Below are 21,347 nucleotides of genomic sequence, written 5' to 3' on the forward strand. Positions count from 1 at the left end.
CGGCACCGGCGCCCTAGACCTCCGCCCCCGCGCCGCGGGGGGCGCGCGGGGCGGGGCTGTCGGGGAGGGCCTGCTCGATCTCCTCGCGGAGGTCCTCGATGCGCGCGTACCCGGCGTACTGGCCGGTGAGCCGGTACATCTCGCGGAGCCGGTCCCACGTCCGGTGCGAGGAGGTCTCGTTCATCGAGACCAGGGCCAGCCGGGCGTAGCGGTCCGCCTGTTCCGGGTCGTCCGCGATGAAGCAGGCCGAGGCCATGGAGATGTAGTCGAAGATCTGCGAGCGCTGGTAGCCGTCACCGCGCAGCCGCAGGGCCTCCCGCGCGTGCCGCGCCGCGACCGGGGCCGCCGAGGCGTCGTGGTCGGCGAGCGTGCGGTAGGCCAGGGCCTGCATCCCGTGCAGGTCAGCCTCGTCGAAGTGCTGCATCCACGACGGCGGCGGCACGTCGCCCTTGTCGGACACGAACAGGTCCTCGGCCTCGCCCAGGGTGCGGCGCATGGCCTGGCCCTTGCCCATGGCGGCCTGGGCCCAGGCCTCGATGGTGTGCAGCATGGCGCGGGTGCGCGGGAGCGTCTGGTCCCCCGAGCCGGCCTGGGCCAGCTTCATCAGGTCCAGGGCTTCGTTCGGCTTGCCCAGGTGGACCATCTGGCGGGCCGCCCGCGACAGCGCCTCGCCGGCGCGGGGGCGGTCGCCTCCCTCGCGGGCGGCGTGGGCGGCGATGACGAAGTACTTCTGGGCGGTGGGTTCGAGGCCGACGTCGTGCGACATCCAGCCCGCCAGCACCGCCAGGTTGGCCGCCACCCCCCACAGCCGGCGCTGGAGGTGGTCGGGGTGGTGGTAGGCGAGCATGCCGCCCACCTCGTTCAGCTGCCCGACGACGGCCTTGCGCTGGAGCCCGCCGCCTCTGGAGGCGTCCCAGGCCCGGAAGACCTCCACCGAGCGCTCCAGCGCCTCGATCTCCTGCGAGCCGATGGGGGCGGCCTCGTAGCGGTCGTAGCCCGCCGGGTCGGCCTGGTAGGGGTCACCGAACCGCTGCGGGTCCTTGGCGGTGGCGGGGTCGCCTTGCAGCCAGTCGTACATGGCGTTGCTGAGGGCTGAGCCGGCGGTGAGCGCGGCTCCCGCGCCCATCAGGCCGCGACGGTTGAGCATGAGGTCCATTCCCGTGAATTCGGTGAGGACCGCGGCTGTGCGTTCGGGCGCCCAGGGCACTCCGTCGGGGTTCTCCTTCGCCCCGTCCGGCTGCCGTCTGGCGGTGCGCCGCTGTCGTACGAACCCGAGGTCCTCGATGGTCACGACACGACCGAGCCGCTCGGTGAACAGTGCTGCCAGTACCGTGGGCACCGGTTCGCGCGGGGTCTCCCCCATGTCGATCCAGCGCCGCACCCGCGAGGTGTCGGTGGCCAGTTGGTGGTGGCCCATCGCGGCCGCCTGCCGGTTGACCATCCTCGCGAGTTCGCCCTTGGACCAGCCGGCCAGGCCGAACAGGTCGTTCAGACGGGTGTTTGGACCCTTGCTCACGTCAAGCCCCCAGGTTCTCGGCTGAGTTGACAGTAGCCCCCTGTCAGTTCCCCGTGGACTATTCGCCAGGGTTCGCCAGGGCACGCCCCGTGGTTCGCCACCTGCCGCCGGGTGTCAGGTAGGAATGCGCCTCCCCGACCCGGTTCACCGGCGGAACTCCCCAGGGTGAAGTACGGGATCCGGCGGGGCGGCGTACGCAACTCGTCGGCGCACGAAGGGAACCGTAAACGCCATGTACGCAGCAACGTCCTCCGTGTCCGCCCCGGTCCGCCCGCACCGCACCCTCCAGGCGGGGGGCGGGGGCATCTCCCTCGAAGCCGGCCGTCAGCCCCTCCCGGCGCAGGGCGCCGTCAGGGCGCGGCGGATGCCGGCGGCCGGAACGCAGCCGCTCAGCGGAAGAATCGACCTGTCCGGGCCGCAGGGGGCGCAGCTGCGCACCGCGCTCGCGTCCGTCCAGCGGATCTGTCCGGAGTTCGCGCCGGTCCAGGTGCTGCGGCGCAGCGGCCGGTCGGTCCTCCTCGTGGGGACGACCGGTCGGATGACCGCGGTCGCGAAGGTTTTACTGGACCACTCGCCCGAGTGGCGCGAGCGGTACCGGCACGAAATAGCGACGTACCGGACCTTCGTCCGGCACCGCCCGCCGGTCCGTGTGCCCCGGCTGATCGCCGCCGACCCGGAGAACTGCGTCCTGGTGGTGGAGCGGATGGCCGGCCGGGTGGCCGCCCTCCAGCGGCATCCGGTGGAGGCCCCGCCGCGGCCGGACGTGCGGGCGGCGCTGGGCGCGGTGTGCCGGCTCAACCAGTGGCGTCCGCCGGCCGATCTGTTCGGCCACCCGGTGGACTACGCGCGGCGGATCTCCCGGGACCACGACCTGGGGCTGCTGACCGACCGGGACTTCGGCGACCTGCAGAAGCTGCTGCACGGACTGCGGCTGACCCCGTGGCAGTTCAACCACGGTGACGCGCTGCTGTCGAACCTGCTGCTGTCCCCGGCCGGTCCGGTGATGCTGGACTGGGAGCACGCGGGCTGGTACCTGCCGGGCTACGACCTGGCCACGCTGTGGGCGGTGCTGGGTGACGCCCCGGCGGCGCGCAGCCAGATCAGCCGGCTCGCGCAGTCGGCCGGTCCGGCGGCCCGGGACGCCTTCCTGGTGAACCTGATGCTGGTGCTGACCCGGGAGATCCGGATGTGCGAGACGGCCGTCCAGCGATCCATGCTGGCGGCTCCGGCGACCCAGCCGCTGCCCGCGGGGGCCCTCTCCTCCGGGGAGGAGCAGCGCCTGCTGCTGCGCCGCCTGCACGACGACGCGGGGATGGCCCGCAGAGCGGTCCGGGCGGCGGTCGGCACCCGCTGACCCCGCCCCGGTCCCTCCCTCCGTACGAAATCCCGTGGTCCCCACACCTGGTGGGGACCACGGGATTTCGGCCGTCCTGGACGGATCGCCCCGCTGCGCGTGCCTTGACATCACATGATCCCCCGAACACCTTTTCCGATCAGCATCAGGTGTCCGCGCCCCTGCCGTCCCCACACCACTGGAGCCCGCCCATGACCGAGGCCGTGTCCATACCCGCGAACGCCCAGCCCGTCCTCCCCTCCCGCCGGACGGTCCTCGCGGGGGCGGGGGCCGGGGTGCTCGCGGCCGCCGTCCTGCCGGCGGCCGCGGCACGGGCCGACGGGACGCCGCTGGGCGAGTACGACGTCGTGGTCGTCGGGTCGGGGGCGGCGGGGATGACCGCCGCGCTCACCGCCGCCGGGCGGGGGCTGAGCGTGCTGGTGGTGGAGAAGGCCGCGACCTTCGGCGGTTCCGCGGCCCGCTCCGGGGCGGGGATCTGGCTGCCGAACAACTCGGTGATCCTGGACGCGGGGGTGCCGGACACCCCCGAGAAGGCGGCGCGGTACCTGTCGGCGGTGGTGGGTCCGGAGGTGCCGGCCGACCGGCAGCGGGCCTTCCTGGCCAACGGCCCCCGGATGCTGGACTTCGTCATGGCCCGCAGCCCGCTGCGGTTCCGCTTCATGGACGGCTACAGCGACTACTACCCCGACCTGCCGGGCGGTCTGCCGAACGGCCGCTCCATCGAGCCGGACCAGATCGACGGGAACGTCCTGGGCGCCGAACTGGCCCACCTGAACCCGGCGTACATGCCGGTGCCGGCCGGGATGGTGGTGTTCAGCCAGGACTACAAGTGGCTGAACCTGGCGGCGGTCACCGCGAAGGGCCTGGCGGTGTCCACGGAGTGCCTGGCGCGCGGCACGAAAGCGGCGCTGCTGGGGCAGAAGCCACTGACGATGGGGCAGGCGCTGGCCGCGGGGCTGCGGGCCGGGCTGATGCGGGCGGGGGTGCCGGTGTGGCTGAACAGCCCGCTGGTGGACCTGGTCCTGGAGGGCGGGGCGGTCACCGGCGTGGTGGTGGAGCGGGAGGGCGTACGGGGCGTCGTGCGGGCCCGCCGCGGTGTGGTGATCGGCTCGGGCGGCTTCGAGCACAACGCGGCGATGCGGGAGCGGTACCAGCAGCAGCCGATCGGCACCGCGTGGTCGGTGGGCGCGAAGGAGAACACCGGCGACGGGATCCTGGCGGGGCAGCGGGCGGGGGCGGCGCTGGCGCTGATGGAGGACGCCTGGTGGGGGCCGTCGATCCCGCTGCCCGGGGAGCCGTACTTCTGCCTGGCGGAGCGGACCCTCCCGGGCGGTCTGCTCGTCAACGCGGCGGGGACGCGGTTCGTCAACGAGGCGGCGCCGTACAGCGACGTGGTGCACGTGATGTACGAGAAGGACCGGGGGGCGCCGGGGTCGCACATCCCGGCCTGGCTGATCGTGGACCAGAACTACCGCAACCGGTACCTGTTCAAGGACGTCCTGCCGACGCTGCCCTTCCCGGACGCGTGGTACGAGGCGGGCGCGGCGAAGAAGGCGTGGACCTGGGACGCGCTGGCCGGACAGATCGGGGTGCCGGCGGCGGCGCTGCGGGCGACGCTGAACCGCTTCAACGCGCAGGCGTGGAGCGGCTCCGACCCGGACTTCCACCGGGGGGACACCGCGTACGACCACTACTACACGGATCCGAACGTGGTGCCGAACTCCTGCCTGGCGCCGGTCTGGGCGCCGCCCTTCCACGCCTTCCGGATCGTGCCGGGCGACCTGGGGACCAAGGGCGGGATCGTCACCGACGCCCGGGCCCGGGCCCTGCGGGCGGACGGATCGGTGATCCGGGGCCTGTGGGCGGCGGGCAACGCGAGCGCGGCGGTGATGGGCCACAGCTACGCGGGGGCCGGGTCGACGATCGGGCCCGCGATGACGTTCGGCTACGTGGCGGCGAACGACATCGCGGACACCCCCTAGCCCTGCTGGAAGAGCTCGGCGGGGAGCGGCTTCAGGAGCGCGTAGAGGTCGTCGGTGATCGGGCGGTCCCAGCTGGCGATCGTCACGAGGACGTTGTCGCTGCGGTCGAACTGCACGCAGGAGATCCGGCTCTCGGAGAGCTTGACCTTGCGCACGATGAGGAGGTTGTCGCCCTGCATGACGGGGCAGTCCTCGGTGCCGGTGACCTCGACCTCCTCGTCGTTCTCCAGGGCGTCGAGGAGCTGGGCCACCTCGAAGGGCACCTGGCCTTCGGCGAGGTCACGGGCCGGAGAGCCCTCGGGGAGGTTGCCGATGATCATCGCGGGACCGCGTCCGCCGAAGAGGTCGTAGCGGAGGAAGACGCCCTGGCAGCTGCCGTCGGGTGCGGGCAGCAGCCCGGCCCCGAGGTTGCCCGGCCAGTCCCCCGGGTCCATGGCCAGGACGTCGAAGTCCGGGCCGGCGGGTGTGGCGGCGCGGTGGCGGCGGAGGAAGGACATGCGGCCCATGGTACGTGGCCGCGCGGGTTTTCCGGCCCCGGGGTGCTCCCGGCCGCCGGGGCCGGGCGGAAGCGGTTCACACCTCCCGGACCTGGGGGTATGGGGTGTGCGTCCGCGATGCTCCTTACTCTCCGCGGGGCGCCGGGCATGCTCGCTTTTCTGCCACCACCAGCCCTCCTGGCTGTATCTTGCTGTCCGTCCCCGCCGCCGGTCCGCGATCGTTTTCGAATCGACGACTACGATCCGAAGGTGGGGAACTTGATGGCCGGGGGGGCCTACCGCCGTCCCGGGCGCGCAACCGGCCTTCGGACGTATGGGAGCACAGACGGATGACCGTGTCTGTTGGCGATCCGCCGCTTCCCCTCGCCATGACGCTCGACCGGATACGGGCGCTCGCCGACGAGGGGCGGCTGGACATGGACGAGATCCTGGACCCGGTGGCCCTCTCCGAGCGGGCCGGTGTGCCGCTGGCGGTGACCCTGGCGCTGCTGCGCGGGGAGGAGTGCGCGCGGCCGGCCCCCGGCGGGGCCGAGGAGAGGGTCCGCCGGCGCGCGGCGTTCCTGTACGCGGTCTCCCGCGACGTCCACGGCCGCCCCTACCCCGTCGGGGAGATCGCGGCGGCGATCGGCGCGCCGCCGCGCTGGGTCGACGCCCTGGTGTCCGGGCGCAAGCCGCCGCACCTGCGGCACTGCAAGGCGTTCGCCGCCTTCTTCGGGCGGGACGCCTCCTTCCTGACGGACACCCCGGCGCAGGCGGTGAGCCGGGCCCTGCGGCCCACCCTCGAATCCCTCGACTACCGATCGGGCACCCTGATGGCCGACCTCGCGGACCAGTACGGCCTGGTCGCCGTCTCCACCCGGGGCAGGCCCCTGACCCGTACGCAGGAGGCCCTGTTGCTGGGCATGATCACGAGGATGCTGTCCGCCGAGCCGCGCGCCGAGGTGGCCCGGTGAACCTGTCCCGCTCGATGCGCAAGCTGTGCACCGCGCTGACCTCCTCGCTCGACCTGGAGGCTCCGGTCGATCCGCAGGTCCTCTTCCGCGCCCTGTGCGACGCCATGAGCCGTACGCGCGGCGGCCGCCCGATCGTGCTGCGCTTCGAGCGGTTCCCCACCGAGCTGACCACGTCGGGCCTGTGGCTGAACATGGAGAAGTACGACATCGTCGTGGTGGAGAAGCACACGACCCCGGACCACCAACTGGTCATCCTCGGGCACGAGCTGTGGCACATGAACGCGGGCCACTGCGGCGAGCACGGGCGCCGGGCGGCCGACGCCGCGCGGTCGCTGCCGGACGCCTCGTCGCTGACGTACGCGAGCGTCGCCGCGCGGTCCCACTACGAGGACGCCCAGGAGATCGAGGCCGAGCGATTCGGGCTGATGCTCGGCGACCGCTGCCGGCCCTGGCTGCTGGGGGGCGAGGGCCCGGGGGGCGGGCGCGGGCACGGTGTCGCGGGCCGGATAGGCAACGCGCTGGGATACCGCGGGCCGATCGGTTGACGTTGACCTCGGACAAGTACTACATCCCGCTGCTCATCCCGGCGGTGATCCTCACCCTGGCCTTCGTCCTGCGCCTGCCGGTGATCATGAGGTTCTGGCGGAACGACCCGAACGTGCGGTCCCTCGGCGGCCTGCTCCTGCTGGGCTCGGCCGTCTTCTACTGCGGCAGGCCCAAGACCCTGGCCCTGGTGAACCGCTCCACGGGCGTCAGCAACGTCGCGGCGCCGCTCGTCTACTCGCTGATCACGATGTTCTGCGCCTCCTGCCTGATCCTGATCATCCACTGGCGCGGCGGCGACCCCCGGCGGGTGCGCCGCACCAACTGGAGCATCGGGGCCGTGTACGCAGCCGTGGTCGCCGGCCTGTGGATCACGTTCGCCCTCGCGGACGTGCCGGTCGAACGGCTGCGGGACCTGGACACGTACTACGCCAACGCCCCCTGGATGCGCGAGCACATCCTGCTCTACCTGGGGGCCCACACGGTCGCCTGCCTGATCACCTCGGTCGTCACCTGGGCCTGGCTGCGCGAGGTGTCCGGCTGGCTGCGGGCGGGCCTGGTGTTCCTGGTGCTCGGCTTCGTCCTGAACCTCTGCTACGACACGGTGAAGCTCGTCGCGGTGTCCGCCCGCTGGACCGGGCACGACCTGGACTGGCTCAGCACGTTCGTCGCACCGCCCATCGCCTCGGTGGGCGCCCTGTTCATCGCCGTGGGCTTCATCCTGCCGCACGCCGGGCAGGCGGCGCAGGCGCTGTGGGCGGACTACCGCCAGTACCGGTCCCTCGCGCCGTTCGTCCGCGAGCTGGACGGGCTGGACACCGGGTCGCTGCGGCTGCCGCGGCGGTCCCCCGTGAGCCGGCGGCTGGTCCAGCGCCGGACGCAGATCAGCGACGGGCTGCTGCGGCTGCAGCCGTACATGGATCCCGCCGTCCGCGACCGGGCGTTCGCCGAGGCCCTGGCCCTCGACGAGGCGCCCGCCCAGGCTGCGGCCACGGCCGAGGCGGTCGCGGTGGTCGCGGCGGTGCGCAGCCTGCGCCTGGGCCTCGCCGCGGCCCCCGGCGAGGCCGCGGGGGCTCCGGGCGAGGCCGGGGCCGTCCCGGTGCCGGCCCGCTCCCCCGACCTCGTCGCGGTGTCCCGGGCGCTGCGCCGCTCCCCCGTGGTGGGGTCCTTCCGCGCCCGGTCGGGGGCGCCTGGCCGGCCGCAGGGCGTACGCCCCTGAGGCGTTCCCCGGCCCGGTTCAGGCCGGGGGGACCAGGGTGAACCAGCGGTCGAGCAGGGCCGGGTCCCCGGTGACCTCCAGCCCGGCGGCGGGGAGGCGCTGCCAGAGGAAGAGGGTGAGGTCGGAGGCCGTGCCCGCGGCTTCGACGGCCACGGGGCCGGTGCCGCCCGGCTCCAGGCGGACCTCGTCCCCGGTGAACTCCACCGTCCAGGACCCGGGGCCGTCGGCGCGCCGGAAGCGGTAGCGCTCTCCCGTTCCGGGCGGGGCGGGGTTCCAGCGGCGCCGGGCCGGGACCATGACCTCGAAGGTCTGTGCGACGGCGTCGGTGGCGAAGGCCGGGTCGAAGGGGGCCGGGTCTGCGGTGACGGACTCGGCGTCCCAGCGGTGGACGGCCTGTTCGACGGTCTGCGTCCGCGTCCAGAAGCCGCTGGTCCGCTCGGCCGACCAGCTCCACACCGGTACGTCCGGACCGAGCTCCTCCAGGGTCCGCACGAGTGTGCGGGCGGCCTCGGCCGACCAGTCGAGGAGCTCTGCGGGGACGGGGCCTCGGTACGGGGTCGCGTCCTGCCGGGGCCAGGCGGCCCTTACGGCGGGGTCCTCGGGCAGGGCGTAGAGGGCGGGGTCGGTGGGGTCGGGGGGTTCGGTGTGGCGGCCGCGGAGGACGTGGGTGAGGTAGCGCTGGACGCTGCCGAGGTGGCCCGCGAGGTCGGCGAGGGTCCAGCCGGGGCAGGACGGCACGGGCGGGCTGTCCCGGCCTCCGTCGGCCGCCCGCCGCAGGGCCCTGTCGTAGGCGGCCGCCTCGCTGCGGAACACGTTGAGCCTGGTGAGGTGGTCCATGGGTCCCACCTTGCCCGGGGGTGGCACGGTACGCGTCAGCGCGCGCCGCGGGCGAAGGCCTCCAGGGCCCGCCCGGTGTCCGCCTCCAGGGCGTCGGCGCCGCAGGTGCGGGCGGTCAGGTGGGCGCGGGTGAGCAGGTCGGGGTCGCGGAGCTCGGTGGCGAGGGCGGCGAGGGCGCGGGCCAGCTCGTACGCCGCCGGGGAGTCCTCCAGGAGGGTGACCGCCTCGCTCAGCAGGGCCGCGCGCTGCTCCGGCGGCGCCACCTCGGCCGCGACGCGCAGGGCCTGCCCGATGGCGGAGGGGGCGCCGAAGGTCCGCGCCCGGTGGACCGCCCCGTCGGCCAGGGCGCGGGCCCGGGCGGGGTCCTCTGGGGCCACGGCGCGGGCCAGGTGCAGCCGCCAGGGGCACCAGGCGGGGTTCTGGATGCCGCGCGGGGTCAGCCGCCGGTCCACCGCCTCCAGTTCGACGACGGCCGCCTTGCGGTCCCCGGCGGCCAGGAGCAGTTCGGCGTAGACGGTCTGGGAGTCGGGGAAGACGACGGCGGCGGGGAAGGGCTCCCCGTACGCGTGCTCCCGGGCGAGCCCCCAGGCCTCCTCGGTGCGGCCCCGGGCGAGCAGGGTGGTGATGAGGATGGTGATGGCGTACCAGTGCACGGGGGTGCGGCGGCCCACCCGCTCGGCGAGCCGCAGGCCGGCCCGGGCCAGTTCCTCGGCCTCGGCGAGGCGGCCGCGCCGGTAGCGGACGTAGGCGCGCAGGCTGTAGGCGAAGGACAGGTGGGCGCCGTGCCAGCCCTGGCGTTCGAACTCGGCGGTGCCGGCCTCGAAGAGCTCCTCGGCACGGCCCGGCCGGTCGGCGTACATGTGGACCATGGCGGCGAGCACCGGGACCTCGAAGCCCCGGTCCTCGTGCGCCCAGCTGAAGGGCTGTTCCAGGACCCGTCCGGCGTGGTGGAGGGAGACCTCCAGGGGTTCGCCGCGCAGGCAGGCGTCCCAGGCGCGCAGTCCGATGACGTACCGCTCGGTGAGGTCCCGGCCGGTGAGCCGGTCGGCGAGTTTGGCGAGGCGCCGGGAGCGGGCCGGGGAGTCGGGTTCGGCGGCGTCGAAGGCGTCCCACATGAACTGCTCGGACTGCAGGCGCAGCCGGGCGCGCGGGTCGTGGGTCCGGGGTATCTCCGCGGCGAGGAGTTCGGAGGCGGCCCGCAGGTGGTCGCTGTGGGCCAGGACCTGGGCGAGCCGGATGACGATGCCCTGGCGGAGCGCCGGGTCGTCGGAGGGTTCGGCGAGGGCGGCGCGCAGGTGGTTGACGGTGGTGGCGGGTTCGGTGAGCAGGGAGGCGCAGCCCAGTTCGTAGAGCACGGCGGCGCGTTCGCCGAAGTCCGGGGGTTCCTGGAGGGCGCGGGCGAGCTGGCGGCGGGCGGCTTCGGGGGCGCCGGCGCGGAGGTTCTCGGCGGCGGCCTCGCGCAGGGTGCGCACCACCCAGGGGTCGTTCTCGGGGTGGGTCTCCAGGAGGTGGCGGGCGGCGGCGGAGGATCCGAGTCCGGCGTCGACCACGGCGGCCGCGGCCTTGCCGTGCAGGGCGACCCGCAGGGCGTCGGGGATGGCCCGGTAGATGGCGGTGGCGATGAGCGGGTGGACGAACTCCAGCCCGGTGTCCTCGTCGTCGGCGTCCGCCGGGGGCGCCGACAGGATGCGGGCGTCACGCAGCCGCCAGGTGGCCCCGGCGGCCTCCTCGGCGCCGAGTCCGGCGACGCGGGCGGCGATCCGCCGGGGGATGGCGGTGCCCAGGACGGCGCACGCCCAGGCGAAGCGGACGGTGGAGGGGCCGAGGCTGTGGAGGCGGGCGACGAGGCCGCTGCCCCGCTGGGCGGCGGCGAGGTCGTGCAGCAGCGGGGCGCTGGACCCGACGGGGGTGATGCCGCTGCTGCGGACCTTGGCGGTGAGTTCGACGGCCTCGAAGGGGTTGCCGGTGGTGACGGCCCAGGCTTCGTGGCAGAAGGCGTCCTCGGCGTGGGCCCCGACCGTCTCGCGGACCAGGGTGGCGACGGCGGCCTCGGTGAGCGGGGCGAGGTGGAGCGGGCGCCGGCCCGCCCGGCCGGGCAGGGTGCGGAAGGCCTCGGCGTGCGCCGGGAGTTCGTCGGGGCGGTAGGCGACGACGAGGAGCAGCGGGAGCTGCTCGGCGCGCGGGGCGAAGGCGGCGAGCCAGCCGAGGGACTCGGGGTCGGCCCAGTGGGCGTCGTCGAGGACGAGGACGACGGGGGCGCGGTGGACGGTGAGGTGGGTGAGCACCCAGTCGAGCCCGTCGCGCAGGCCCTGGGGGTCGGGCGGGGCGCCCTGTTCGGGGGCGCACAGGCCCAGGGCGGGGCCGACGATGGCGTACCAGCCGCCGAGCGCCTCGCGCAGCTCGGCCTCGGGGCGGCCGGCGAGGTGGGGCTGGATGAGCTGCCGGGCGACGTGGAAGGGCTGGCTCTGCTCCTGTTCGCCGCCGCGTGCGGCCAGGAGGGTGCAGGAGCGGGCGAGGGAGCGGCGGCGCACTTCGGCGAGGAGGGTGGTCTTGCCGAGGCCGGCCGGGCCGGAGAGGGCGAGCAGCCCGCCGGACGCGTCGGGGCCGCCGCCGGTGAGCCGGTCCAGGGCCTCGTCGACGATGACGAGTTCGTTTTCGCGTTCGAAGAGCGTGCGCCGCGTGCGGGTCCGGCGGTCCGTCATGGCTGGTACCCCCCAGGCCGGTTCGGGAGATCAGCGTACGCCCGCGCGCGGTGCGGGGGCTGCCCCTCCCGGGAAAGAATCCGATCTTCTCTTCCGGATGTCGCCCCGTACGGGCGGGGCCGGGTGCGGGTGGCGGGTTTGCGGCGGCCGTCCGGGGACAGTCGCCAGGTGAGGCACCCTGACGTGCCGGTCCACGGCCGGCCCCGGGCTCCGCGCGGGACCGTGCCCCGACCCGGAGGCGAAGGATGGACACGAACCGCGGCCACGAGCAACCGGAGCGGGGCGCCGCGCCGCTCCCGGACAGGGGGGCGATGGTGGACGAGCACGGCCGGCCGCCCGGGGTGCCCTCCCGCACGGGGACGGGCGCGGGCCCGTCGGCCGACCCGGCCCGCGTGGACGCGGCGCGGTCGGCCGCGGAAGGCTCGCAGCCGGCGGGGACCCCGGAGGGGTCGAGGGCGGAGCGGCCCGTCGCGGAGTCGCCCGCAGCGGAGGCGCCCGTAGCGGAGTCGCCCGCAGCGGAGGGGCCCGTAGCGCAAGGGGCCGTGCCGGAGGGGGCCGTAGGGGAAGGGTCCCTGCCGGAGGGGGCCGTCGCGGGAGGGTCTCTGCCGGAGGGGGCCGTGCCGGAGGGGGCCTCGGCCGAGGCCGAGGTGAACGTGCTGGTCAGCCACTGTGAGCCGGAGGGGGCCGAGGCCGTGCTGGGTGTGCTGGCGGAGGCGTTCCCCGGGATGTCCCCGCCGGCCGCCGTCCCGGCCCGGGCCACCGCCGGCCCCGCCGCGCCCCCGAGCATCTGGGCGGTGACGGTCGACGTCCGCCGGCGCGCACCCGGCGCACCGGCTCCGGCGGTCCGTCCGGCATCGTCCGTGACGGCCGAGCTGGACGGCGCCGCCGAGCCGGTGCGCCGGGTGCGCGCCGTCCTGGAGGAGGCCTTCGCCGGGGAGCACCTCGGCACCGTGTCCGGCGAGCACGAGCTCCAGGTGGCCCTGCGGCTGACCGCCCGCGGGGACGCCCGAAGCCGTGACGCGGCCGTCTAGCCGGGGGACGTCGCGAAAGCCCCGCACGGCGCCCGGCGCGTACGCCCGCCGCAGGGGCCGTACGTCCGGTACGAGGGCCTCCGGCCGGCACGCCGGGAGCACGCACCGGACACCGCGGGCACCGGACACGAGCTCGGCAACAGCCCCTAGGCCAGGTCGAAGCGGCCGGCCCTGGCGCCGAGGACGAACTTGCGCCACCCGTTGGGGGCGAAGACCAGGGACGGCTCGCCGGGGCGGTCGCTGTCGCGCATGGCGATGAACCCCTCCACGAAGGCGACCTGCAGGTCGCCCGCGCCCCGCCTGCTCGGCTGCCAGTCGGCCCCGCTGAGATCGAGCTCGGGCCTGCCCACGTCAGCGAGGGTCCGCGTCGTCGTCCTGTCGGCCATCTGCCTGCTCCTCCCGGTACGTCGTCGTCCGGGGGCCCAGGGTAGCCATCGCGGCGCGTGCCGCACAGACCACGGACCGTAACCCGTGGTCGTGCGGCGCGCCCGCCCCGCTCAGCTGTCCGGTCGTTCGGCCCCGACCAGCCACATGGCGAAGAACTGCGCGCCGCCGCCGTACGCGTGGCCCATGGCCCGGCGGGCGTCCGGCACCTGGTGCTCCCCCGCCAGGCCGCGGACCTGGAGGGCCGCCTCCGCGAAGCGGATCATGCCGGAGGCACCGATGGGGTTGGTGGACAGGACGCCCCCGGAGGGGTTGACGGGGAGGTCGCCGTCGAGTTCGGTGACCCCGGCCTCGGTGAGCTTCCAGCCCTCCCCCTCCTGCGCGAAGCCGAGGTTCTCCAGCCACATGGGCTCGTACCAGGAGAAGGGGACGTACATCTCGACCGCGTCGATCTCCCGGCGCGGGTCGGTGACGCCGGCCTGGCGGTAGACGTCGGCGGCGCAGTCCTTGCCGGCCTGCGGGGAGACGAAGTCCTTGCCCGCGAAGAGCGTCGGTTCGCTGCGCATGGCCCCGCCGTGCACCCAGGCGGGGGGACGGGGAGAACGGGCCGCGCCCGCCCGGTCGGTGAGGACCATCGCGCAGGCCCCGTCCGAGGAGGGGCAGGTCTCGGAGTAGCGGATCGGGTCCCACAGCATGGGCGAGGCCTGGACCTTCTCCAGGGTGATGTCGTGCTCGTGCAGGTGCGCGTACGGGTTCTTCAGAGCGTTGCGCCGGTCCTTGTACGCCACCAGCGAGCCCACCGTGTCCGGCGCGCCGGTGCGCCGCATGTAGGCGCGCACGTGCGGGGCGAAGAACCCGCCGGCCCCGGCCAGCAGCGGCTGCTGGAACGGGACGGGCAGGGACAGCCCCCACATGGCGTTCGATTCGGACTGCTTCTCGAAGGCCAGGGTCAGGACGGTACGGTGGACCCGGGCGGCGACGAGGTTGGCGGCGACGAGCGCCGTGGACCCGCCGACCGAGCCGGCCGTGTGCACGCGGAGCATCGGCTTGCCGACGGCCCCCAGGGCGTCGGCGAGGTAGAGCTCCGGCATCATCACCCCCTCGAAGAAGTCGGGGGCCTTGCCGATGACGACCGCGTCGACGTCCGCCCAGGTCAGTTCCGCGTCGGCGAGGGCGCGGACCGCCGCCTCGCGGACCAGGCCGGCGAGGGAGACGTCGTGGCGGGCGGCGACGTGCTTGGTCTGGCCGACGCCGACGACGGCCACCGGCTCCTTGCCGGACGTCGCGTCCGATCCGCTCATGCTCGGTCCCCTTCCAGGACGGCGACCAGGTTCTGCTGGAGGCAGGGGCCGGAGGTGGCGTGGGCGACGGCCCGGTCGGACTCCCCGCGGTGGATCCGGGCGGCGGCCTCGCCGATGCGGATCAGGCCGGCGGCCATGACGGGGTTGGCGGCGAGGGCGCCGCCCGAGGGGTTGACGGTGACGTCCTCGCCCAGGGCGAGCGCCTTGCGCAGGACGACCTCCTGGGAGGAGAACGGCGCGTGCAGTTCGGCGGTGTCCACCGGGGCGTCGAAGAGCCCGGCGTGCTCGGCGGCGGTCCGGGTGGACGGGGAGTCGGTGAGGTCGCGCAGGCCCAGGGCGTGGGCCTCGATGCGGTGGTCGATGCCGGTGATCCAGGCGGGCCGCCCGCACAGCCGGCGGGCGGTGTCGCCGGCGGCCAGGATGACGGCGGCGGCCCCGTCGCCGATGGGCGGGCAGTCCCCGGTGCGCAGGGGCGCCACCTGGTAGCCGCCCTGCGGGATGGTTCCGCGGAGCTGGGCGTGCGGGTTGTCCGCGGCGTCGGCCCGGCTGCGGGCGCCGATGGCGGCGAGGGCCCGCTCGTCGGTCTCGCCCGCGTCGATGAGCGCCCGGGCCTGGAGGGCGGCCAGGGCCACGGAGTCGGGCCAGAGGGGGGCGAGGTAGTAGGGGTCGAGCTGGCGGGTGAGGACGTCGCGCACGGAGCCCGGGGAGGACTTTCCGTACGCGTAGACGAGCGCGGTGTCGGCCTCGCCCGTCTGGATCTTGACCCAGGCCTCGTGGAGCGCCCAGGCGCCGTCCATCTCGACGTGCGACTCGGAGATCGGCGGCCACGCGCCGACGCCGTCGAGGGTCATGGTGAAGGAGAAGGCCCGGCCGGCGAGGTAGTCGCTGGAACCGGAGCAGGTGAAGCCGATCTCGCCGGTCTTCAGGCCGGTCGCGTCCAGCACCCGGTGCAGCACCGGCATGACCATCTCGACTTCGCTGAGTTCGTCGGTGCGGCGCCGGTGGTCGCTCTGGGCGAAGGCGACGACGGCCACCTCGCGCGCGTGCCTGCTCGTCCTGGGCATCAGATGAGCTCCTTGTACGCGTCGTAGTCCGCGTCCGGTTCGCCGGTGGGGCGGTAGTGGTCGGGGTAGCGGCCGCCCTCGGTCCACACCGGTTCGACGCGCAGGCCCATGCGGACCTGGTCGTACGGGATGCCGCCGATCCGGCCGTGGAGGGCGAGGCCGGCGCCGTCGAGGGCGATGTGGGCGTACACGTACGGCACTTCGATGTCGAGGTTCTTCGCCTTGATGTTGACGATGCAGAAGGTGGTGACGGTGCCGGCCGGACCGACCTCCACCCGGTCGGTGGTGGCGACCCCGCAGGTGGGGCAGGCTCCGCGCGGAGGGACGTACACCTTGTGGCAGGAGGGGCAGCGCTCGCCGACGGTCCGCCGCTCGGAGAGGGCGTTGATGTAGGCGGTCTGGGCACGGCCGGGGCTGTAGGTGTAGTCCAGGCGGGCCTCGGCGACGATTCCGGTGACGGGGTCGTCGAACACGCCGTCGTGCGGGACGGCGCCGCCCCGCCGCTCCCCTCGCCCTTCCTCTTCCTCTTCCGGCTCGAAGCAGGCGATGTCCGTGATGGCGCCGGTGCGTTCGGCCGCCCAGCGCACGCGGACCCGCATGCCGGTGCGGACGGCGTCGGGGCCGGGGGCGTCGAGGGCGTGCAGGAGGGCGGTGTCGGCGCCGTCGAGCCGCACCAGCACCCAGGCGAAGGGGGTGCCGAGGGGCTGCTGGGGGCGGGGCTCGCCGTTCCAGGCCCAGGTGGTGACGGTCCCGGTGGGTGCGACCTCGACGAGCTCGCGGAGCTCCTCGGCGGTGGCGGGGTCGTACTCGACGGGCGGCACCATCACCGTGCCGGCGGAGGTCCGTACGCCGAGGACGACGCGTTCGCGGAGCCCGGTGAGGAAGGCGCTCTGAACGGGCCCGAGGGACCGGGTGAACGGGAACTCGACGACGAGGGGCGCACGCAGCACCTCGGGCGGCGAAGCGGCTGCTGTCATGAACGGTCTCCGATACTGGAAGGGTCGGAAGCGAAACGACTGCCCCCGGGGGCCGAAGCCCCGCCGGATGCGGGGACCCAGCCCCGGAACGCACCCCGCGCGGGTCCGGAGATGCGACCCAACGGGGTGCGGGCCGCACCCCCGAGGGGTCGGAAGCGGAGCCCCACGGGGTCCGGGGCGCAGCCCCGGCGGTCGGGCACCGCAGGGGGTCGAGGGCGAATCCCCCACCGGGTCGCGGGTGGCCCCGGGAGGGAGTCGGGGTGCGCCCCAGGGTCGGGGTGCACCCCGAGGGGACGGGAGCGGAACCCCAACAGGTCTGGGGCGCCACCGGCGGTCGGGCACCACAGGGGGTCGAGAGCGGAGCCCCCACCGGTAACGGAGTGGCCCCTGGGAGGAGTCGGGGCGCAGCCCCCGGGGTCGGGGCACGCCCCGAGGGGTCGAGGGCGGAGCCCCCACGGGTCCGGGGCGCAGCCCGGGGGCCGGAGCGCAACGCACCGGGCCGCAGCCCCGGGAGGGGCGGGGCGCGCCCCTCGCGGGGTTCGGGGGCGCAGCCACCGGGGGGTTGGGCCGCGGGGGGCCGGGCATCGGGCCGTCAGGCCCTTCGGTACAGGGGTGGCCGCTTCTCCGCGAACGCCCGCGCTCCCTCCTTCGCGTCGGCGGTGTCGAAGACCGGCCAGCCCCGGGCCAGTTCGGACGCCAGTCCCTCCTCCTCCGTCATCCCGGCCGTCTCGTAGACGGAGGCCTTCACCGCCTCCACCGCCAACGGCCCGCACGCGTTCACCCGTTCGGCGATCTCCAGCGCCGCGTCCAGTGCCGTCCCGTCGGGCACCAGCCGCCCCACGAGCCCGATCCGCGCCGCCTCCTCCGCCGTGTACGGGCGGCCGGTGAGCAGCATCTCCAGCGCGTGCGTGCGCGGTATCTGCCGTGGCAGCCGGACCGTGGAGCCGCCGATCGGGAACAGCCCGCGCCTGACCTCGAACAGCCCGAACGTGGCCCCGGCGCCCGCGACCCGGATGTCGGTCCCCTGGAGGATCTCCGTGCCGCCGGCCACGCAGTACCCCTCCACCGCCGCGATCACCGGCTTGCGCGGCCGGTGGTGGCGCAGCATCGCCTTCCAGTGGAGGTCGGGGTCGGCCTTGAGCCGGTCGCGGTACCGGTCGCCCGCCATGCCCTTCCCGGCCAGCGCCTTGAGGTCCATCCCGGCGCAGAAGTCCCCGCCGGCGCCCGTGAGGACCACCGAGCGGATCCCGTCGTCCGCGTCCGCCTCCAGCCAGCCGTCGTACAGCCCGACCAGCAGGGGGAGCGAGAGCGCGTTCTTCGCCTCCGGCCTGTTCATGGTGAGCACCAGCGTGGCGCCCCGGCGGTCCACGGTGAGGTGTTCCGTCCCACCCATTGCCGTCCTCCCGTCTTGAGACCTAGAACAGGTTGCAGGAGGGCAGGGTGCAGTTCAAGAGTTTTCTGACGCCCAGTCAGTTTTCTTGCCCGCGCGCCCTTCCCAGTTGCGCCGGGCGACGCTCTAATGACCGCCGAGCAGACCGGCCGCCCGGTCCGGGTCAGGAGGAGGAACGGTGGAGTACAACCTTGCCGACCTGTTCGAGTCGGTCGTGGACGTGGTCCCCGACCGCGAGGCGCTGGTGTACGTGGACCACCCCGGGACCGGCGCCGAGCGCCGCCTGACGTACGCCGAGCTGGACGCCGCCGCGAACCGCGTCGCGCACCACCTCACCGACAGCGGCCTGCTGCCCGGCGAACACGTGGGGCTGCACCTCTACAACGGCGTCGAGTACCTCCAGACGGTGCTGGCCTGCCTCAAGGCCCGCCTGGTCCCGGTGAACGTCAACTACCGTTACGTGGAGGAGGAGCTGGTCTACCTCTACAACGACGCCGACCTCGCCGCCCTCGTCTTCGAGGGCGAGTTCACGGAGCGGGTCACCGCCGCGCTGCCGCGGACACCGAAACTGCGCCACCTGCTCCGTGTCGGCGCCACGCCCCCCGGCGCACCGGAGCCGGCCATCGCCCCCGTGGCGTACGGGGACGCCGAGGCGTCCGGGTCCCCGGAGCGCGGCTTCCCCCCGCGCAGCCCCGACGACCTGTTCATCATCTACACCGGCGGCACCACCGGCATGCCCAAGGGGGTGATGTGGCGGGCCGAAGACCTGTTCTTCGCCGGGCTGTTCGGCGGAGAGCCCTCGGGCGAACCCGTCAAGCGGCCGGAGGAGCTCGCGGAGCGGGTCGCGGCGCGCGGCGCGGGCCTGACCTTCTTCCCGGCTCCGCCGCTGATGCACGGCACCTCGACCCTGACCTCGTTCATCGCCTTCAACTACGGCCAGCGCGTGGTGATCCACCGCAAGTACGCGCCCGAGGAGGTGCTGCGCACCATCGAGAAGGAGAAGGTGTCGAGCGTGTCGCTGGTGGGCGACGCGATGCTCCGGCCGCTGATCGACGCCCTGAACGGGCCGCTGAAGGGGACGGACCTGTCCTCGTTGTTCAGCGTCTCCTCGTCGGGGGCGATCATGTCGGAGTCGGTGCGCGCCGAGTTCCGTCGGCTCGTGCCGAACGTGGTGCTGCTGAACAACTTCGGTTCTTCGGAGTCGGGTTCGAACGGGCGGGCCACGGACGACTCCGGCCCGGAGAAGGGGTTCCGGCTCCAGGTCAACGACCGGACACAGGTGGTGGACCCGGTGACGCACGAGCCGGTGGCGGTGGGCGTGCCGGGGCGGCTCGCGCAGCGCGGGCACGTTCCGCTGGGCTACTACAACGACCCGGTGAAGACGGCGGAGACGTTCTTCCGGAAGGGTTCGGAGCGCTGGGTGCTGCTGGGTGACATGGCGACGGTCGACGAGGAGGGGATCGTCACCGTCCTCGGGCGGGGTTCGCAGTGCATCAACACCGGCGGCGAGAAGGTGTACCCGGAGGAGGTCGAGCAGGCCCTGAAGTCCCATCCGGACGTGTACGACGCCCTGGTGGCGGGGGTCCCGGACCCGACCTGGGGCAGCCGTGTCGCGGCGGTGGTGCAGGTACGGGCGGGCGCGCCGGAGCCCTCGCTGGAGGAGATCCAGCGGCACTGCCGGACCCGGCTGGCGGGGTACAAGATCCCGCGCCAGTTGGTCGTCGCCCCGGCGATCCAGCGCTCGCCGAGCGGCAAGGCGGACTACCGCTGGGCGAAGGCGGTGGCCACGGAGGCCGACGCGGGCTCCTGACCGCCGCACCACCCCGGGGGCCGGCCCCGGGGCGGCGTCGCCCCCCGTCGGGCTCCCCCGCCGGCACGAGCGCCTCTCCCGTGAACCGCGCCCGGCGGAGGCCGCGGGGCGGCGAGGTTCCGGTCCTCGTCGGCGGCCGGGCCCGGGAGGAGCCTGCCGAGGGCCTCGGTCGCCGTGTCGTACGGCGCGGCGCCCGCCCCTCGGCGCCGGCCGCCGACCGGCCGAGGACGTCCATGGCTCCGGGCCGAGGTGGACACGGAGCGCCTCCACGTCCGCGACCTGGCGGACGATCACTCGTTCGAGTCATTGATTTGCGTGCCGGGGTCCGGCAATCTACCGAATGAACGTTCGGTTGGGTTGGCTCGGTCCTTGGTGTGTGAGGTGACGGCGATGGCGGCGTACACGGAGCTCGACGGTCAGGAAGACCCCGGAGATCCCGGCAGCGGCGACGAGGGGGAACGGCTCGGCCGCGACGAGCTGGCGGCCCTCCAGCTCACGCGGCTGCGGGCGACCCTGCACCGGGTCTACGACCGCGTGCCCTTCTACCGCGAGGCCTTCGACAAGGCGGGGGTGCATCCCGACGACTGCCACTCCCTGGCCGACCTGGCGCTCTTCCCCCTGACCACCAAGGCCGACCTGCGCGGCCAGTACCCCTTCGGGATGTTCGCCGTCCCGCGCGCCGACGTCCGCCGCCTGCACGCCTCCAGCGGCACCACCGGCCGCCCCACCGTGGTGGGCTACACCGACGGGGACCTCACCGCCTGGTCCGGCCTGGTCGCGCGGTCCCTGCGCGCGGCGGGTGCCCGGCCGGGCCAGATCGTGCACATCGCGTACGGCTACGGGCTGTTCACCGGGGGCCTCGGCGCCCACTACGGGGCGGAGCGGCTGGGCTGTACCGTCGTCCCGGCCTCGGGGGGCATGACGGACCGCCAGGTCCGGCTGATCCAGGACCTGCGGCCGGAGGTCATCATGGTGACCCCCTCCTACATGCTCACGCTGCTCGACGAGATGGAGCGCCAGGGGATGGACCCGCGCTCGACCTCCCTGCGGACGGGCGTGTTCGGCGCGGAACCCTGGACCGAGGAGATGCGCCGGGAGATCGAGGACCGGCTGGGCATCGACGCCGTCGACATCTACGGCCTCTCGGAGGTCATGGGGCCGGGCGTGGCGCAGGAATTCGCCTCGCACAAGGACGGGCTCCACATCTGGGAGGACCACTTCTACCCCGAGATCGTCGACCCGCTGACCGGGGCGGTGCTGCCGGACGGCGAGCCCGGCGAGCTGGTGTTCACCTCCCTCACCAAGGAGGCCATGCCCCTCGTCAGATACCGCACCCGGGATCTGACGCGGCTGCTGCCGGGCACCGCCCGGCCGGCCTTCCGCCGGATGGAGAAGGTGACGGGCCGCAGCGACGACATGATCATCCTGCGGGGGGTGAACCTCTACCCCACGCAGATCGAGGAGATGATCCTGCGCACCCCCGCCCTCGCCCCGCACTTCCAGCTGCGGCTGACCCGGCAGGGACGGATGGACGCCCTGACCGTACGGGTGGAGGCGCGCCGGGAGGCCGATGCCGGACAGCGCCGGGCAGCGGCCTCGGAGCTGGCCCGGGCCGTCAAGGAGGGGGTCGGGGTGTCCGTCGGGGTGGAGGTGGTGGAGCCGGAGAGCCTGGAGCGCTCGGTCGGCAAGATCAAGCGGGTGAGGGACCTGCGCGCGGCCGGGGCGGATGCCGTGGAGGGCTGAGACGCGGGCGGTGCGGGGACGCGCCGTCCGGCGGGCCGCACCAC

At 74.4% G+C, this 21,347-nt stretch carries 17 protein-coding genes; 8 read left to right on the forward strand and 9 right to left on the reverse strand.

Going from position 1 to position 21,347, the window contains the following annotated elements; all coding sequences use genetic code 11:
* Positions 1-13 precede the first annotated feature (13 nt).
* The gene (locus WDV06_RS10325) at positions 14-1,516 is read right to left on the reverse strand and encodes a DNA-binding protein NsdB (RefSeq protein WP_395509341.1); all 1,503 of its coding nucleotides are present in this window, start codon (positions 1,514-1,516) and stop codon (positions 14-16) included.
* 232 nt (positions 1,517-1,748) lie between these two features.
* Here WDV06_RS10325 and WDV06_RS10330 point away from each other — a divergent pair, with 232 nt between their 5' ends.
* A complete protein-coding gene (locus tag WDV06_RS10330; RefSeq protein ID WP_395509342.1) occupies positions 1,749-2,870 on the forward strand; it encodes an aminoglycoside phosphotransferase family protein in 1,122 nt (373 codons plus the stop codon).
* A gap of 191 nt (positions 2,871-3,061) precedes the next feature.
* Positions 3,062-4,852, forward strand: coding sequence for a 3-oxosteroid 1-dehydrogenase (gene kstD, locus WDV06_RS10335; RefSeq protein WP_395509343.1), 1,791 nt, complete (start codon positions 3,062-3,064; stop codon positions 4,850-4,852).
* Here kstD and WDV06_RS10340 read toward each other — a convergent pair.
* Positions 4,849-5,349: a hypothetical protein gene (locus WDV06_RS10340; protein ID WP_344168321.1), complete on the reverse strand. Its 501-nt coding sequence runs from the start codon at positions 5,347-5,349 to the stop codon at positions 4,849-4,851. The genes kstD and WDV06_RS10340 overlap by 4 nt on opposite strands.
* A gap of 329 nt (positions 5,350-5,678) precedes the next feature.
* Between WDV06_RS10340 and WDV06_RS10345 the strand changes: the two genes are divergently transcribed.
* From WDV06_RS10345 to WDV06_RS10355, 3 genes are read left to right on the forward strand one after another with little or no spacing between them, the layout of a single operon-like run.
* Positions 5,679-6,302, forward strand: a complete 624-nt coding sequence (locus WDV06_RS10345) for a hypothetical protein (protein WP_395509344.1) — start codon at positions 5,679-5,681, stop codon at positions 6,300-6,302.
* 14 nt (positions 6,303-6,316) lie between these two features.
* Positions 6,317-6,847 carry a toxin-antitoxin system, toxin component gene (locus WDV06_RS10350; protein WP_395509388.1) on the forward strand — a complete coding sequence of 177 codons (531 nt, stop codon included), beginning with the start codon at positions 6,317-6,319 and terminating at the stop codon, positions 6,845-6,847.
* 2 nt (positions 6,848-6,849) lie between these two features.
* On the forward strand, positions 6,850-8,064 hold the full coding sequence (locus WDV06_RS10355) for an MAB_1171c family putative transporter (RefSeq protein WP_395509345.1): 1,215 nt from the start codon (positions 6,850-6,852) through the stop codon (positions 8,062-8,064).
* Between the two features lie 18 nt (positions 8,065-8,082).
* Here the strand turns inward: WDV06_RS10355 and WDV06_RS10360 are convergent, their stop codons facing one another.
* Complete coding sequence (locus WDV06_RS10360; protein ID WP_395509346.1) at positions 8,083-8,901, reverse strand: maleylpyruvate isomerase family mycothiol-dependent enzyme; 819 nt, start codon at positions 8,899-8,901, stop codon at positions 8,083-8,085.
* Between the two features lie 35 nt (positions 8,902-8,936).
* Positions 8,937-11,603, reverse strand: coding sequence for an ATP-binding protein (locus WDV06_RS10365; protein ID WP_395509347.1), 2,667 nt, complete (start codon positions 11,601-11,603; stop codon positions 8,937-8,939).
* 617 nt (positions 11,604-12,220) lie between these two features.
* Between WDV06_RS10365 and WDV06_RS10370 the strand changes: the two genes are divergently transcribed.
* The gene (locus WDV06_RS10370; RefSeq protein WP_395509348.1) at positions 12,221-12,634 is read left to right on the forward strand and encodes a hypothetical protein; all 414 of its coding nucleotides are present in this window, start codon (positions 12,221-12,223) and stop codon (positions 12,632-12,634) included.
* A gap of 146 nt (positions 12,635-12,780) precedes the next feature.
* On the opposite strand, the gene WDV06_RS10375 is transcribed toward WDV06_RS10370, so the two are convergent.
* The 5 genes from WDV06_RS10375 to WDV06_RS10395 form a co-directional block, all read right to left on the reverse strand.
* The gene (locus tag WDV06_RS10375; RefSeq protein WP_395509349.1) at positions 12,781-13,020 is read right to left on the reverse strand and encodes a DUF397 domain-containing protein; all 240 of its coding nucleotides are present in this window, start codon (positions 13,018-13,020) and stop codon (positions 12,781-12,783) included.
* A gap of 111 nt (positions 13,021-13,131) precedes the next feature.
* Complete coding sequence (locus tag WDV06_RS10380) at positions 13,132-14,319, reverse strand: thiolase domain-containing protein (RefSeq protein ID WP_395509350.1); 1,188 nt, start codon at positions 14,317-14,319, stop codon at positions 13,132-13,134.
* The gene (locus tag WDV06_RS10385; protein WP_395509351.1) at positions 14,316-15,383 is read right to left on the reverse strand and encodes a thiolase domain-containing protein; all 1,068 of its coding nucleotides are present in this window, start codon (positions 15,381-15,383) and stop codon (positions 14,316-14,318) included. Before WDV06_RS10385 ends, WDV06_RS10380 begins: the two co-directional genes overlap by 4 nt.
* Positions 15,383-16,360 (reverse strand): Zn-ribbon domain-containing OB-fold protein, encoded by a 978-nt coding sequence (locus WDV06_RS10390; protein ID WP_395509352.1) that lies wholly within the window; start codon positions 16,358-16,360, stop codon positions 15,383-15,385. The genes WDV06_RS10385 and WDV06_RS10390 overlap by 1 nt, the downstream gene beginning before the upstream one ends.
* Before the next feature lie 592 nt (positions 16,361-16,952).
* On the reverse strand, positions 16,953-17,753 hold the full coding sequence (locus tag WDV06_RS10395; protein WP_395509353.1) for a crotonase/enoyl-CoA hydratase family protein: 801 nt from the start codon (positions 17,751-17,753) through the stop codon (positions 16,953-16,955).
* Positions 17,754-17,928: 175 nt separating this feature from the next.
* Between WDV06_RS10395 and WDV06_RS10400 the strand changes: the two genes are divergently transcribed.
* Together WDV06_RS10400 and paaK are read left to right on the forward strand one after the other, a co-directional pair.
* Positions 17,929-19,560 carry an acyl-CoA synthetase gene (locus WDV06_RS10400; protein ID WP_395509354.1) on the forward strand — a complete coding sequence of 544 codons (1,632 nt, stop codon included), beginning with the start codon at positions 17,929-17,931 and terminating at the stop codon, positions 19,558-19,560.
* Between the two features lie 390 nt (positions 19,561-19,950).
* Complete coding sequence (paaK, locus tag WDV06_RS10405) at positions 19,951-21,303, forward strand: phenylacetate--CoA ligase PaaK (protein WP_395509355.1); 1,353 nt, start codon at positions 19,951-19,953, stop codon at positions 21,301-21,303.
* Positions 21,304-21,347: the final 44 nt, after the last annotated feature.

The organism is Streptomyces racemochromogenes, from assembly GCF_044129415.1.
GTDB lineage: Bacteria > Actinomycetota > Actinomycetes > Streptomycetales > Streptomycetaceae > Streptomyces > Streptomyces racemochromogenes_A.

Coding starts and splice junctions, on each gene's coding strand:
- kstD (WP_395509343.1), top strand. CDS start 3,062: ATGACCGAGGCCGTGTCCATACCCGCGAACGCCCAGCCCGTCCTCCCC.
- WDV06_RS10365 (WP_395509347.1), bottom strand. CDS start 11,603: ATGACGGACCGCCGGACCCGCACGCGGCGCACGCTCTTCGAACGCGAA.
- WDV06_RS10350 (WP_395509388.1), top strand. CDS start 6,317: ATGCGCAAGCTGTGCACCGCGCTGACCTCCTCGCTCGACCTGGAGGCT.
- WDV06_RS10385 (WP_395509351.1), bottom strand. CDS start 15,383: ATGCCCAGGACGAGCAGGCACGCGCGCGAGGTGGCCGTCGTCGCCTTC.
- WDV06_RS10390 (WP_395509352.1), bottom strand. CDS start 16,360: ATGACAGCAGCCGCTTCGCCGCCCGAGGTGCTGCGTGCGCCCCTCGTC.
- WDV06_RS10375 (WP_395509349.1), bottom strand. CDS start 13,020: ATGGCCGACAGGACGACGACGCGGACCCTCGCTGACGTGGGCAGGCCC.
- WDV06_RS10340 (WP_344168321.1), bottom strand. CDS start 5,349: ATGTCCTTCCTCCGCCGCCACCGCGCCGCCACACCCGCCGGCCCGGAC.
- WDV06_RS10345 (WP_395509344.1), top strand. CDS start 5,679: ATGACCGTGTCTGTTGGCGATCCGCCGCTTCCCCTCGCCATGACGCTC.
- WDV06_RS10395 (WP_395509353.1), bottom strand. CDS start 17,753: ATGGGTGGGACGGAACACCTCACCGTGGACCGCCGGGGCGCCACGCTG.
- WDV06_RS10380 (WP_395509350.1), bottom strand. CDS start 14,319: ATGAGCGGATCGGACGCGACGTCCGGCAAGGAGCCGGTGGCCGTCGTC.
- WDV06_RS10330 (WP_395509342.1), top strand. CDS start 1,749: ATGTACGCAGCAACGTCCTCCGTGTCCGCCCCGGTCCGCCCGCACCGC.
- WDV06_RS10360 (WP_395509346.1), bottom strand. CDS start 8,901: ATGGACCACCTCACCAGGCTCAACGTGTTCCGCAGCGAGGCGGCCGCC.
- paaK (WP_395509355.1), top strand. CDS start 19,951: ATGGCGGCGTACACGGAGCTCGACGGTCAGGAAGACCCCGGAGATCCC.